Raw genomic sequence first — 13,857 nt, forward strand, 5'->3', positions numbered from 1 at the left:
AAGCGTCTCGCGCCCACCTCCGCCTTGCGCCGGCCGCAAACGATTTCACTCATCATCGATAGTGATAGACGATGCACAAGCCGCTACTGACGACCGACTTTCTGGATCGGGCGCGTCGACACTACGCCGACGAGGAGGCGGTCCTCGCGGTCGACGGGACGCGATACACGTACGCGGAGCTAGGCGAGCGGGCCGACCGCTTCTCCGCCGCGTTACAGGAGCGCGGGATCGAGAAGGGGGACCGGGTCGCGGTGTTGGATCCGAACACGCACTACCACTTGGAGGCCGCCTACGGCGCGATGCAGGTCGGTGCGGTCCACACCCCGCTGAACTACCGGCTCACGCCCGACGACTTCTCGTACATGCTCTCGGACGCCGGCGTCGACGCCATCTACGCCGACGCCGAGTACGCGGCGAACGTCGAGGCGATCCGCGACGAGGTGCCGACCGAGACGTTCCTCACGAACGACGCGGACGCGGTCGAGGGCGACTGGGAGTCGTTCGACGCCGCACTCGACGACGCGGACCCCGACGCCTACCAGCGCCCGGAGATGGACGAAGACGAGGTGATCACGATCAACTACACCTCGGGGACCACCGGCGACCCGAAGGGCGTCTGTCGCACGCACCGCGCCGAGACGCTCCACGCGTACCTCATCTCGATCCATCAGGAGATCACCGACGACGACGTGTACCTCTGGACGCTGCCGATGTTCCACGTCAACGGCTGGGGCCACATCTACGCGGTCACGGGAATGGGCGCGCGGCACGTCTGTACCCGCGGGGTCGACGTCGCGGAGACGTTCGACCGGATCCGCACCGAAGACGTGTCGTACTTCTGTGCGGCCCCGACCGTGCTCAACATGCTCGGCGACCACCACGCCGAACACGGCGGCGCGACGACCGGCGACGCCGACGTGCGGGTCGCGACCGCGGGCGCGGCCCCGCCGGAGGCGACGATCCGCACCGTCGAAGAGGAGTTCGGCTGGGACCTCAAACACGTGTACGGCGCGACCGAGACGGGACCGCTCGTGACGACCTCGGACGCGAAGCGCCACTTCGACGCCGACGCCGACGACCGCTTCGCGGTGAAGAAAACGCAGGGGATCGGCTACCTCGGCACGGACGTGCGCGTCGTCGACGAGAACGGCGAGGACGTGGCCGCCGACGGCGAGACGATCGGCGAGATCGTCGTCCGCGGCAATCAGGTGATGGACCGCTACTGGAACAAGCCCGAGGCCACCGAGGAGGCGTTCTCGGAGCGGTTGGAGGGGTACTACCACATGGGCGATCTGGCCGTCGTCGACGAGGACGGGTTCGTCTCGATTCAGGACCGCAAGAAGGACATCATCATCTCCGGCGGGGAGAACATCTCCTCGATCGAGTTAGAGGACACCCTCTTCGAACACGACGCCGTCTCCGACGTCGCCGTCATCCCCGCGCCCGACGAGCGGTGGGGCGAGACGCCGAAGGCGTTCGTCGTCCCCGAGAGCGGCGACCCGGACGACGCGGGCGTGACGCCGGAGGAACTCAAAACGTTCGTCCGCGAGCGCGTCGCGGACTACAAGACGCCCGGCGAGGTGGAGTTCGTGGAGGAACTTCCGACGACCGCGACCGGGAAGATCCAGAAGTACGAGCTTCGCGAACGCGAGTGGGACGAGGAAGAGCGGATGGTCGGAGAAGGGTAGTTGCTCGGCGCGGTTAGGAGGTGTTCGGGCCGCTCAGGCCTCTCCGTCGTCGATTTCGTCGCCGTCGTCGATTTCGTCGCCGTCGTCGATTTCGTCGCCGTCGTCGGTCTCGCCGGATTCGTCCGCTCCGGTGCGTTCCTCGCCGTCCCCGCCGGAGTCGCTCAGCCGGTCGGCGTCGATGCTCACGCCGGGCGGCGTCACGACGAGGAACCCCCGGAAGTGCATCAGCTCTCCGTCCATGTCCTTCACGTCGCGCGCGAAGGGGGCGGCCAGCTCGTTGAGGTCGCCCGCTATCGACAACACCAGCGTGTTCCCGTAGTCGACGCTGCGGACCCACTCCTCCGGGTCGGTCGTGCCGTCCAAGACGCCGAGGACGACGTCACCGCCGGCCGCGAACGCCTCGTCCATCTTCTCCTCGGCGTCCCGCAGGTCGAGGTCCCAGTCGCTCATACGTGGGGGTCGACAGGCGGCGGCAAAAGCGTTCGGGAGCCGAGACGGTGAACACGAGCGCCGGCGGTTCCCTAGGCCCGGGACGGCGCGGTCGCGGTGTGGTTAAGTGCGTTCCCGACCGATCGGTGATATGGAACACACGCGGCGGTCCCTGCTTGCGGCGGGAGCGACGGTCGGCGTCGTCGGCCTCGCCGGCTGCTCGGGCGGCGGCGGGGGTGGCGGCGGACTCAACTTCGACGCCGGGGCGTACAACTGTGACGTATCAGAGCCCAGCGACTCCGACCTCGACTACCGGCCGACGCTTGGGAACCCCGACGCAGACGTGACCGTTCAGGCCTTCGAGGACTTCACCTGCGGTCACTGCGCGACGTACAAACTCGATCACTTTCCGACGATCCGCGAGGAGTACATCGAGCCGGGCGATATCCACTACGAACACTGGGACTTCCCGCTCCCGGTCAACGAGCGGTGGGCGGTCCCGGTCGCGAGCGCGGCTCGGGGCGTCGGCGCTCGCCACGGCGACGAGGCGTTCTTCGAGTTCGCATCGGCGGCCTACGAGTCGCAGGGGAGCTACGGACAGGGCAACGCGACGGAGGAGATGCCGGGCGGCGCGGACCCCTGTGCGGTCCTCGCCGACGTGGAATTCACGACGTACGCGGAAGCCATTCAGAGCGACCGTTCCGAGGGCGAGTCCATGGGCGTCAGCGGGACGCCGGCGATATTCGTGAACGGCAGCCCGGTTCAGGAAGGGTACTCCGCGGAGGCGATCTCGTCGGCGATCGACGCCGAACTCTGACACCGGAGCGTCGGTCTTTTGCCCGTTCGACCCGTTTTATAAGCGGATGAGCGACGCCGAACGAGACCGAGACGCGGCGGCCGAGACCGATGCTGGCGAGGCCGACGCCGCGGACCGCCGCCGACTCGGGGCGGTCGTCCTCGCCGTACTGATCTCGCAGGTCCTCCTCTACCCCGGCGTGCCGGATCTGGTGGTCGCGCTCGGCGCGCCGGCCGGCATCGACGCCGGGATGTGGTTCCTCGTCGCGGAGTTCGGCGCGTTCGTGACGTTCGCGGTCGTCTGGGGCGCGCTCTCGGACGCGCTCGGCCGGCGGATCCCCCTGATCGTCGTCGGCGCGTTCGGCGGCGCGGCCTCGTACGTCGCGCTCGCCTCGCTCCCCGGACTCGGCCTCGGATTCGAGGTCGCGCTCCTCGTCCGCGTCGTCGGGGGTGCGCTCACCATCGGCGCGTTCTCGCTGTCTATCACCCTGCTGATGGACCTCCGCGGCGGCAACGGCCGCAACATGGGGACCGCCGGACTCGCGATCGGACTCGGCGCGGCGGTCGGCTCGGTCGTCGGGGGATCGCTCGCCGACCTCGACGCGCTGTACCCCGTGTACGCCGGCGCGGTCGTGCTGGCCGCGGCGGGGCTGCTCGCGGCGACCGTCGACGACCGCGCGGCGACGGTCTCGACCCGGAGTGCGGACGGTACCGAGCCGACCGACGAGGTCGGCTTCCGCGACGTGCTCGCGCGGGCACGGGCGACCCCCGGTCTCCTCGTCCCGCTCGCGTTCGGCTTCGTCGACCGCCTGACTGCGGGCTTCTTCGCGCTGGTCGGCGTGTACTACTTCCAGGACCCGGCGACGTTCGGCCTGTCGGCGGGCGCGGCGGGCGCGACGCTCGCGCTCTTTTTCGTCCCGTTCGCGCTGCTTCAGTCGCCGTTCGGCGCGCTCTCGGACCGGATCGGTCGCTTCCTTCCCGTGGTGGCCGGATCGATCGCGTACGGCATCGTCACGGTCGGCGTCGGCGTCGCGCCGGCGTACCCGATCGCCGCGGCGCTGATGGTCCTCGTCGGGGTCTGCGGCGCGCTGATGGCCCCGGCGACGATGGCGCTCGTCACGGATCTCGTGGAGCCGGAGGTGCGCGGCGCGGCGATGGGCCTGTTCAACGTGTTCGGGTCGCTCGGCTTCCTGACCGGGTTCCTCATCGGTGGGAGCGCGACGGACGCGTTCGGCTACACGCCGGCGTTCCTCGCGGTCGGCGGGCTGGAGCTGGTCATCGCGCTCGCACTGCTGCCGGCGGTCCGCTCGCTGTCGCCCGGCGCGGGACTGGTCGGGCGACTCGGGGCCGAGGGCTGAGGGAAGCGAGCGCGAGCGGCCGGGGGGAACGACCGGAACCACCGACGCCGGGAGACTATCACGGCGCTTTGTGTCTCCGGTGTTGATTTAAATACGGCGGCGCAACTCCGGGCCATGGTACGACCCTCCCGTCGGCGCTTCCTCGGTGGTAGCGCCCTGACGCTCGCCGCGCTGACAGGCGTTCTCGACCCCGCGACCGACGACCGCTCCCTCGACCGACCGGCCGGAGCGCCGACCGACCTCGACGTCGACGTCCCCGCACCGCTCGCCGACGCGTTCCTCCCCATCCCGACAGCCGACGCGCTCTCGACGACGTACGCGACGGTCATCGCCGACAGCGTCGACGCCGACGCGGACGAGGACCTGAGCTACCGCGTCCGCCCTGCGACCGAACGGCTCGACGTCGACGCCGACGAGCTCTCGGCGACCGCCGGGATCCGGACGGCCGACCGCGGCGTCAGGCTGACGACGGCCGTCGGCGAGTTCGACCGGCCCGACGGCGGCGAGACGGTCGCGGTCGGTGCGGAAGACGGCGAGGCGAACGGTTCGAGCGACGACGCGTCTGCGGACGCCGAGACGACGGACGAACTCCCCGCTGGCTGGCGGCTGGCCGAGACGGACGAGACCGCCTTCGTCGCCGGCGACGGCGTCGCGGCGGTCGCGACCGGGGACGGGGCCGCCCCCGGCCCGCGCGGTCGGTCGAGCGCGTCGGCGGACGACGCCGCGGAAGCGCGGATCGAGACCGCCCGGACCGCCGGCCGCGCGGCCGCGGACGAGGCCGACCGCTTCGCGGAGGGGTCGCTCGGCGCGGCCGCGCTCCCGCGACTCGGCGGGTTCGAGACGGTGCTGCTCGTCCCGGACGCCGCGGCCGGTCCGTTCCCGGCCGGGATCCCGGAGGCCGTCGACGCGTTCGCCGCCGGCTTCGAGGTCGCCCCCGAGGCGCTCCGCGACCTGACCGGGACGGCGGAGAACGCCTACGTGATCCGCCCGGCCGAGGACGCGGGACGGCTCTCGGACGAGAGTGCCGAACGGCTGGTGCGTGAGATCGACCCGGCGGTCCCGGTCGAGACCGAGGTCACCCGGACCGATGGGGTCGTCCTCGTCGACGCCGTCGTCGAGGCACCGCCGGAGCGGGACCCCGAGGCGTCGCCCGACGCGGAAGTTCGGTCCCGGTTCGACCGCGACGCCGGAACGGTGACCTTCGAACACGTCGAGGGCGAGCCGGTCCCGGCCGCCGAACTGGAGCTGTGGCACGACGGCGAGGAGGTGAGCGACGACGCCCTCGACAGCGACGCCTTCGAGGCGGGCGACGAGTTCGCCGTCGACACGGGGCTGATCGCCGCCGTCGCGCTGCGGTGGTTCGACCCGGACGCGAACGCCTACGACGTCTACGCCCGCGAGCGGGTCGACCGCGAGGCGTTCGCCTTCGAGTACGACCTGTCGACCGAGACGCTGACGCTCACCTACGACGGCGACGGCGAGGCCGACGCGAGCGACCTCCGACTGGTCCACCGCGCCGACGACGGCGCGCGGACGGTCGGGGACGGATTCACCGACGGGACGCTCGCCCCCGAGGACGCGGTCACGGTCGAGGGGGTGTCGGTCGGCGACAGCGTGCGGCTGGAGTTCGACGTCGAGCAGCCGCCGGGCGTCGGCGGCGGGTCGCTCGTCCACTACCGCGCCCGGCCGCCCCGCGTCTGGATCCACTCGCGCGCCGAGGAGGGGACCGTCGTCAGGTACGGTGACGAGGAGTCCCGCCCCGCCGACGCGTTCGTGACGCTGGTCGACGGGGAGCCGACCGACGCCCAGTTCGCCGACGAGTACGACACCCTCTCGGAGCGGGACGAGTTGGTGCTCGGCGAACTCCCGCTCGGGAGCACGGTCTCCGTCGAGTGGCGGGAACCGGACGAACCGGTCGTCGTCGCCGAGGAGGAGGTCGCGCCGAACACCCGCGCGTCGATGGAGTACGACCCGGATGCGGGCGAGGTCACGGTGCGACACCGGCGGGGCCGGGCGCTCCCGGCCTCGGAGTTGGAGGTACAGGCCGACCGGAGCCCGACCGACGTCCAGCCCGCCGACGAACTCGACGAGTTCGGTCCCGACGACTCGTTCTCGGTCCCGGTCCCGCCGCTCTCGCGGGTGCGGCTCGTGTGGACCGGCGGCGAGCACGAACACCACATCGGCGGCACGACCACGGCCCGCGACGCGTTCGCCGCGGGGTACGACGCCGACGACGAGGCGATGACGGTCGAGTATGTCGGCGAGCGGCCGGTCGACCCGGAGCGGCTGCGGGTGAGAGTTCGGGGCGGAACTGCGTCCCGGGAACAGGAACGCGAGCAGGAGTCGACGTTCGCGGCCGAGTACGACGAGCTGACGACCGGCGACGCGGTCACGGTCGCGGACGTCGGTCTCGACGACACCGTGGCCGTCAGCGTTCACACCGAGTTCGAGAACGGCTCGATGACCAGCTCAGTCGCTCACTTCCCGGCGGCACCGCGCAGAGGGTTCGTCGTCGAGGATGGCGAGGAGGCGTCCGAGACGGTCCTCCGCTACGTCGGCGAGGTCCGCCGCGACGCAGACGCCTTCCGGGTCCTGATCGACGGCGAACCCGCGGACGCCCAGCCCGCAGACGAGACCGACCGCTTGACCGGCGGAGAGACCCTCTCGCTCGGCGATCTGGGGGCTGGAACGACGGTCGCCGTCGAGTGGTCCGGGGGGGACGAGACGCGGACCGTGACGGAACACGTGCTCCCGCCGCAGGCGACGTTCGAGGTCACCTACGAGCCGGCCGACGACGGAGAGTCGGGCGGCGTCGTGACGTTCGCGCACGCCGGGGGTGACGGCATCGACGCCGAACACCTCGACGTGGCCGTGGAGCCGGCGACCGACGGACTGCGCCCGTGGGACCCCGACGCCGACTCGGTGACGGCGGGCGACGAGACGACCGTCGCGGTCGACGAGGACGCCCGAATGGCCGTCGTCGTCTTCCGCGAGCGAGAGCTGCTCCACCGCGAACCGCTCGGGGGCGAGGAGTAGTCGGTTCGACTCCGGCCGGCTCGCGCTCGAACGCCGTTCGACGGCGTTTTATCCCTCTGTCTCGGCCGACACACGTGGATATTGACACCGTCCGAGAGTCGTGGACGAACCGGACGGGCGAATACTCCCCGGCGTACTACGCGCATTACGGTCCGAACGAGACGAGTTCGGTGATCCGCGATATCCTCGACCGGAACTTCTGCCCCGACGCGAGCGTCCTCGAACTCGGCTGCGGCTCGGGCCGCCACCTCTCGCACCTCGCGGACCACGGCTTCGAGGACCTCTCCGGCGTCGACATCGACCCCGAGGCGTTCGACACGATGCGGGAGACGTATCCCGACCTCGCCGACGCCGGAACGTTTCGCTGCGGTCCCATAGAGGAGGTCGTCACGGAGTTTGACGACGGTCAGTTCGACGCGGTCTACTCCGTCGAAACGCTCCAGCACCTACACCCCGACGTCGAGTGGGTCTTCGGAGAGGCCGCCAGAGTCACGGACGGCGTCCTCGTCACGGCGGAGATCGAGGGACCGACACCCGACTCACCGTCGTCCGACCCGGACGTGAACTACGTCGACGAGGAGACGCCGCTGTACTACCGGGACTGGAACCGCGTCTTCACCTCGCTGGGCCTCGTCGAGGTCGATGTCGTTCGCGGTGACAGAGACACCACGCGGACCTTCCGAGCGTCCGACTGACCGCCGGAGCCGAGAGGCCCTCCACGACCGGACGCCGCGGTCCCGTGACCCGGCGACCGGGCCGCCGTTCGAGCGGAAAATCCTTCGCTCGGACCGACCCGTCCGAACAGCGCCGCCCCGAGGCGAGTCCTTTTAACCGGCGCGCCGCCTCGTCTCTCCTAACCGATGGACGTACTCGTCGTCGGCGCGGGCGAGATCGGACGCTGGGTCGCCGACACGGTGTCGGCCGACGACGCGCCGATCGACGCGAGCGTCGCGTTCGCCGACCGCGATCCGGCGGTCGCCGCGGACGCCGCGGCCGACCGCGACGCGCGGACGGTCGACCCCGACGGGGACACCGTCCACGACGTCGTCTGCCTTGCGGTCCCGATGTCGGCGGTTCCGGGCGCGGTCGCGGCGTACGCGCCGCGCGCGGAGCGGGCGATCGTCGACGTCTCCGGCGAGATGACCGACGCGGTCGCGGCGATGCGGGAACACGCTCCCAACCTCGAACGCGCTAGCTACCACCCGCTGTTCGCGCCGCCGCGGGTTCCGGGCAACGTCGCGGTCGTCGTCGACGAGGCCGGCCCGGCGGTCGAGTCCCTCTCAGCCGCCGTCGAGGCCGGCGGCAACGACGTGTTCGAGACGACCGCCGCGGAACACGACGCGGCGATGGAGACCGTTCAGGCGGGGGCCCACGCCGCGGTGCTCGCGTGGCGGCTCGCCGCGGACCCCGTCCGCGAGGAGTTCCACACCCCGGTGTCGGCCGCCCTCGACGAGGTCGCCGACACCGTCACGGAGGGGTCACCGGCGGTGTACGCCGAGATTCAGCGCGCCTTCGACGGGGCCGACGGCGTGGCCGACGCCGCGGCCGAGATCGCGGCGGCGGACGACGAGGCGTTCGCCGCCCTCTACGAGCGCGCCCGCGGCGACCGGGAGGGGCGGGACCGACTGGAGTGAGAGGCGGGACAGACGAGACACCCATGATCGACAGAACTGCGGTTCGGAACAACGCGAACTACCTGCGCAACGTCAGACCGATCGACCCCGAGGAGATCGCCGAGTACATTGAGGGGACCCCGCACCCGGCGGTCGTCCGCGAGACGCTCCGCGAGGAGGCGTTCGACCTCCGGCTCCGCGAGCGCGAGGACGGGACGTTCGTCCCCGTCGAGGAGCGGCCGGTCGGGGGGCCGGGGTGGTCGCCCGACGCGCTCCCGGAGCGGTACACCTTCGCCTTAGAGGACCTCCTGGTCCGCGAGTACGGCGCGAACTGGCACCGCGGGGAGTCCGGCGACGCGCTCCGCGAGCGGGTCCGGCAACTGAAGGCCGACTACCTCTACGAGAACGACGTCGAGTACGACCGCGTCGCGGCGCTCGGGTACGCTATCTACCACCTGCCCGCCTACTACGCGACGGTCGGATACGTCCTCGACGACCTCGTCGAGAACGGGCTGCTCGACCGGACGATCCGCGTCCTCGACGTCGGTGCCGGCGTGGGCGGTCCCGCGCTCGGGCTCTGCGACTACCTCCCCGACGACGCCGTCGTCGAGTACCACGCCGTCGAGCCGAGCGCGGCGACTGACATCCTCGACCGGATGCTCGAAGAGACCGGGCGGAACTTCCGGACGACGGTCCACGAGACGACGGCCGAGGCGTTCCTCGGTCTCGAAGGCAGCGGCGAGGGAGCCGACCCCGACGACGCCGATGCCTCCGACGACGCCGACCCCGCGACCGACGATCCCTTCGATCTCGTGCTCTTCGGGAACGTCCTCTCCGAACTGGCGGACCCGGTCGCGGTCGCCGGCGCCGCGATCGACGCGCTCGCGCCCGACGGCAGCCTCGTCGCGTTCGCGCCCGCCGACCGGAACACCGCCGTCGGACTCCGCAAAATCGAGCGCGAGATCGTCGCCTCCGGCGGCGACCCGGGACGCGACGCCGAGATCTACTCGCCGACGCTGCGGCTGTGGCCCGACGCGGTGCCGACCGATCCGGGCTGGTCGTTCGACGTCGCGGCCGATCTGGCGGTCCCGCCGTTCCAGCGTCGGCTCGACGAGGCGGCGGCCCGCGGGGAGACCGACGAGCCGGGCGAGTTCGTCAACGTCGACGTCCAGTTTGCCTACTCGATCCTTTGCCCCGACGGGACGCGGCGCGTCGACATCGAGGCGAGCGCGGAGCGGTGCGCGCGCATGGCCGAGTCGGAGCGCCACGTCACCGACCGGGTGAACTTCCTCGCCGTGAAGCTGAGCCACGACTTAAGCGAGGGCGACAACGCGCTGTACCGCGTCGGCGACGGCTCGCAGGCGACCGACCACTACCTCGTCTGTACCCGCGAGACCGCCCTGAACCGCGACCTCCGGGAGGCGGGCTACGGGGCTGTCGTCTTCGTCGAGAACGGGCTGGTCCTCTGGAACGAGGACGAGGGCGCGTACAACGTCGTCGTCGACGACGAGACGGTCGTCGACCTCGTCGCGCCCTGACCCGGCGGAAGTTCGGTCCCCGGGCGCTCAGCGGGCCTCGACCGACTCGATCAGCTCCGGCGCGTCGACGCTCGGCGAGTTCACCCGAGTCGACACGGGATGCGCGGTGAGGTCGTCGCTCGGGTACGGGTCGAGCAGGCCGGCGGCCTCGTCGGGATCGGCGCGGAGCCACGCCTCCTCCTCGCCCGCGTCGGGGTCCAGTACCACCGCCATGCGGTGGTGGAGGTCGGCGACGAGGTCGTTCGGCTCGGTGGTCACGATCGAGAAAGTCTCGACGACCTCGGGGTCGTCGGCGCTCCCGCTCCCGTCGTTCCCGCCGCCGAACGCGCCGAGTCCGGTCTGGGTCGTCTCCGGCGTCGGCGGCTCCCACCGCTCGTAGATTCCGGCCATCGCGAACGGTCGGCTGTCGTCGAAAGCGACGCGGTAGGGGGTCTTCCCGGACCCGCCTCGGTCGCCGTCTCCGGGCCTTCCGCCGTCGACCCACTCGTAGAAGCCGTCGGCGGGGACGAGACACCGTCGGCGCTCGAAGGCGTCGGCGAAGCTCCGCTTTTCGCGGACCGTCTCCGCCCGGGCGTTGATGAGGTCGAACGACTCGTCGGCCCACGAGGGGGTCAGCCCCCACTCCATCCGCGTCGCCTCGCTCGGATCCTCGTCGGTGATCACCGGCAACGACTGCCCCGGCGCGCAGTTGTAGCTCGGCTCGTGGTCGCTGAAGTCGGCGTCGAACCTCGCTTCGAGGTCGGCGGTCGGCGTGAAGAGGGTGTAGCGGCCGCACATACCCCTCCCTCGGCGCGGACGGGCTTCAATTCGGCGCAGCCGTCCCGGCCTCGCGGTCGACGCGTTCGCCGGAAACCCGTATTGGCCTCCCACCGCTCGAATTCCGCTTCGGACACCATTATATATCTCTAATCTTCATGATTGACCTGCGGCCGTTAGTAATTATGAACAGAAAGAGGCTCGTACTGTTTGGCGTTGCGCTCGCACTGATACTTGTCGGCGGCGTCGTCGGGTGGTGGGGCCACACCGACGGCGGCGACCTGACGATACAGGAGACACAGATCGAGACGGAAGGGGGGACGATCGACGCGTACCTCTACGTCCCGCCGGGGGTCACCCCCGACGACCCGGCACCGGGCGTGCTGGCGACGCACGGGTACATCAACAGTAAGGAGACGCAAGCGCCGTTCGCGATCGAGTTGGCCAGACGCGGTCACGTGGTGTTGGCCATCGATCAGACGGGTCACGGCTACTCCGACCCGCCGGCGTTCTCGCAGGGGTGGGGCGGCCCGCCCGCGCTCGCGTACCTCTCTGAACACGAACTCGTCGACGAGGACCGCATCGCGCTCGAAGGCCACTCCATGGGCGGCTGGGCCTCGGTCGCGGCGGCCGCGACCTATCCGGACCGCTACGAGTCGATGGTCCTCGCCGGCTCGTCGACCGGGTCGTCCGGCGCGCCGCCGGGCAACGCGACCTTCCCGCGGAACCTCGGCGTCGTCTACGCCGAGTACGACGAGTTCCACTGGCTGATGTGGGAGACGGAGACCGCGCCGGCCGCGCCCGAGAGCGAGAAGCTCCAGTCGGTGTTCGGCACCGACGAGCGGATCGAGACCGGCAGGACGTACGGCGACGTGGAGTCCGGGACCGCTCGGGCGCTGTACCAGCCCAGCACGACCCATCCCGGAACGCACCACTCGCCGACGGCCGTCGGACAGACCGTCGAGTGGATCGAGCGGACGACCGGGGGCGACACGTCGCTCGACCCGGACGACCAGGTCTGGCACTGGAAGGAACTGGGGACCGCCGTCGCGCTGCTCGGCGGCTTCCTGTTCCTCTTCCCGACGATCGGGACCCTCTCCGAGGCCGGCGCGCTGTCGGCGGCGACCCGGTCGGTCCCGGAGCCGGTCGCCGAGCGCGACCGCGGCTGGCTCGTCTCGGTCGCGTTGACCGCGCTGCTCCCGGTCGTGACGTACTATCCGCTGATGCTCCTCGGCGGGCAGATGATGCCGCTGACCGCGGTGACGCCGCAAAACGAGACGAACAGCATCGTGCTGTGGGTCCTCGGGAACGCGGCGATCATCGCCCTGCTGCTCGGCGTCTGGCACGTCCGCAGCGACCGGACGCTCGCCGCAGCGCGCGCCCGATACGGGCTGGACGCGGGCGGCGGCGCGGGGACGATCGCCCGGTCCGTCGCGATCGCGGCCGGGACGGCCCTCGCGCTGCTCGCGCTGCTCTTCGCGTTCGACGCCGTCTTCGGGCTCGACTTCCGCGCGTGGGTCCTCGGCCTGAAGCTCCCGAGCGCGCTCCACGTCCGCATCGGCGCGGGCTACTTCCCGGCCTTCCTCGCGTTCTTCCTCGCGCTCGAACTGCTGCTCCACGCCCGGCTTCGGACCCCGGCGGCGACTGACTCTCTCCGTCGAGCGATCGCGGGCAACGTCGGTCTGCTCGCCGGGCCGTTCGTCGGGTTCCTCGCCGTCCAGTACGGCTGGCTGTTCGCGACGGGTGCTCTGCCGCTGCCAATCACGGCGCTCCAAGCGATCATCGCGTTCCAGTTCGTCGGCGTGCTGGTCGGCGTGGGCGCGGTCTCGACGTACAGCTTCCACCGGACCGGCCGCGTGTGGGTCGGGGCCGTCCTCAACGCCCTGCTCGTGACGTGGCTCGTCGTCGCCTCGCAGGCGACGCACCTCCCGCTCTGACCGAGCGGTTCGGCCGTACTTAGAACAGGTCCCACCGGTCGGCGATGATCCCGTCGACCCCGGCCGCGAGGAGTTCCTCGGCGTCCCCGCGGTCGGTCGCGGTCCACGCGTTCACTCTCAGTCCGGCCTCGCGTACCGTCTCGACGAACCCCGGTTCTGTCGCGAGGTCGATCGGCGGATGGACCGCGACGCAGCCGAGGTCGGTCGCCGCCGCGGCCGCGCGCTCGGCGCTCCCGTCTGCGACGAGGAGCGCGCGATCGGTCGTCGGGTCGCGGTCTCGCAGGGTCGCCAGCGCCTTCGGACGAAACGACGAGAACCACGCCTCGGCGTCCGCCTCGCCGACGGCGTCGAGCGCGTCGCCGGCGACGCCCCGGTCTTTGATCTCGACGTTGACCGCGGTTCCGTCCGGGAGGGCTCGCAGCGCCTCGTCGAGCCGCGGGATCGGCTCGCCGGAATCGAGGACGGTCAGCTCTCGGAGTTCGTCCCACTCGGCGTCCGCGACGCGGCCGGTCCCCTCGGTCAGTCGGTCGAGTTCCGCGTCGTGGAAGACGACGAGTTCGCCGCTCGCGCACCGGCGCACGTCGACCTCGACGGCGTCGACGTGCGGCGACGCGCGCCCGATCGCTTCGACCGTGTTCTCGGGGTACTGGCCGGCACAGCCGCGGTGCCCGATCAGCACCACGTCGTCCCGCTCTGTCTGACTCATC

General features: G+C 71.1%; 11 protein-coding genes. 8 read left to right on the forward strand and 3 right to left on the reverse strand.

Annotated elements, in window-relative coordinates:
* The first annotated feature begins 71 nt into the window (after positions 1-71).
* A complete protein-coding gene (locus QOL69_RS14110) occupies positions 72-1,688 on the forward strand; it encodes a long-chain-fatty-acid--CoA ligase (protein WP_283403671.1) in 1,617 nt (538 codons plus the stop codon).
* Positions 1,689-1,721: 33 nt separating this feature from the next.
* Here QOL69_RS14110 and QOL69_RS14115 read toward each other — a convergent pair whose 3' ends face one another.
* Positions 1,722-2,138: a DUF5779 family protein gene (locus QOL69_RS14115; RefSeq protein ID WP_283403672.1), complete on the reverse strand. Its 417-nt coding sequence runs from the start codon at positions 2,136-2,138 to the stop codon at positions 1,722-1,724.
* 130 nt (positions 2,139-2,268) lie between these two features.
* Between QOL69_RS14115 and QOL69_RS14120 the strand changes: the two genes are divergently transcribed.
* From QOL69_RS14120 to QOL69_RS14145, 6 genes are all read left to right on the forward strand, one after another.
* Positions 2,269-2,934, forward strand: a complete 666-nt coding sequence (locus QOL69_RS14120) for a DsbA family protein (RefSeq protein WP_283403673.1) — start codon at positions 2,269-2,271, stop codon at positions 2,932-2,934.
* A 46-nt stretch (positions 2,935-2,980) separates the two neighbouring features.
* Entirely contained in the window at positions 2,981-4,270 is a 1,290-nt protein-coding gene (locus tag QOL69_RS14125; RefSeq protein ID WP_283403674.1) for an MFS transporter, read from the forward strand.
* 114 nt (positions 4,271-4,384) lie between these two features.
* Positions 4,385-7,306 carry a hypothetical protein gene (locus QOL69_RS14130; RefSeq protein WP_283403675.1) on the forward strand — a complete coding sequence of 974 codons (2,922 nt, stop codon included), beginning with the start codon at positions 4,385-4,387 and terminating at the stop codon, positions 7,304-7,306.
* A gap of 74 nt (positions 7,307-7,380) precedes the next feature.
* The gene (locus QOL69_RS14135) at positions 7,381-8,001 is read left to right on the forward strand and encodes a class I SAM-dependent methyltransferase (protein ID WP_283403676.1); all 621 of its coding nucleotides are present in this window, start codon (positions 7,381-7,383) and stop codon (positions 7,999-8,001) included.
* A 165-nt stretch (positions 8,002-8,166) separates the two neighbouring features.
* Complete coding sequence (locus tag QOL69_RS14140) at positions 8,167-8,940, forward strand: NAD(P)-binding domain-containing protein (protein WP_283403677.1); 774 nt, start codon at positions 8,167-8,169, stop codon at positions 8,938-8,940.
* Positions 8,941-8,963: 23 nt separating this feature from the next.
* A complete protein-coding gene (locus QOL69_RS14145) occupies positions 8,964-10,457 on the forward strand; it encodes a small ribosomal subunit Rsm22 family protein (protein ID WP_283403678.1) in 1,494 nt (497 codons plus the stop codon).
* A 27-nt stretch (positions 10,458-10,484) separates the two neighbouring features.
* Here QOL69_RS14145 and QOL69_RS14150 read toward each other — a convergent pair whose 3' ends face one another.
* A complete protein-coding gene (locus QOL69_RS14150; protein ID WP_283403679.1) occupies positions 10,485-11,234 on the reverse strand; it encodes an SOS response-associated peptidase in 750 nt (249 codons plus the stop codon).
* A 164-nt stretch (positions 11,235-11,398) separates the two neighbouring features.
* On the opposite strand from QOL69_RS14150, the gene QOL69_RS14155 reads away from it, so the two are divergent.
* Entirely contained in the window at positions 11,399-13,150 is a 1,752-nt protein-coding gene (locus tag QOL69_RS14155) for an alpha/beta hydrolase family protein (protein ID WP_283403680.1), read from the forward strand.
* A 19-nt stretch (positions 13,151-13,169) separates the two neighbouring features.
* Here QOL69_RS14155 and QOL69_RS14160 read toward each other — a convergent pair whose 3' ends face one another.
* Entirely contained in the window at positions 13,170-13,856 is a 687-nt protein-coding gene (locus QOL69_RS14160) for a glycerophosphodiester phosphodiesterase (protein ID WP_283403681.1), read from the reverse strand.
* Position 13,857 lies beyond the last annotated feature (1 nt).

Source organism: Halorubrum sp. DM2 (assembly GCF_901686465.1).
Lineage (GTDB): Archaea > Halobacteriota > Halobacteria > Halobacteriales > Haloferacaceae > Halorubrum.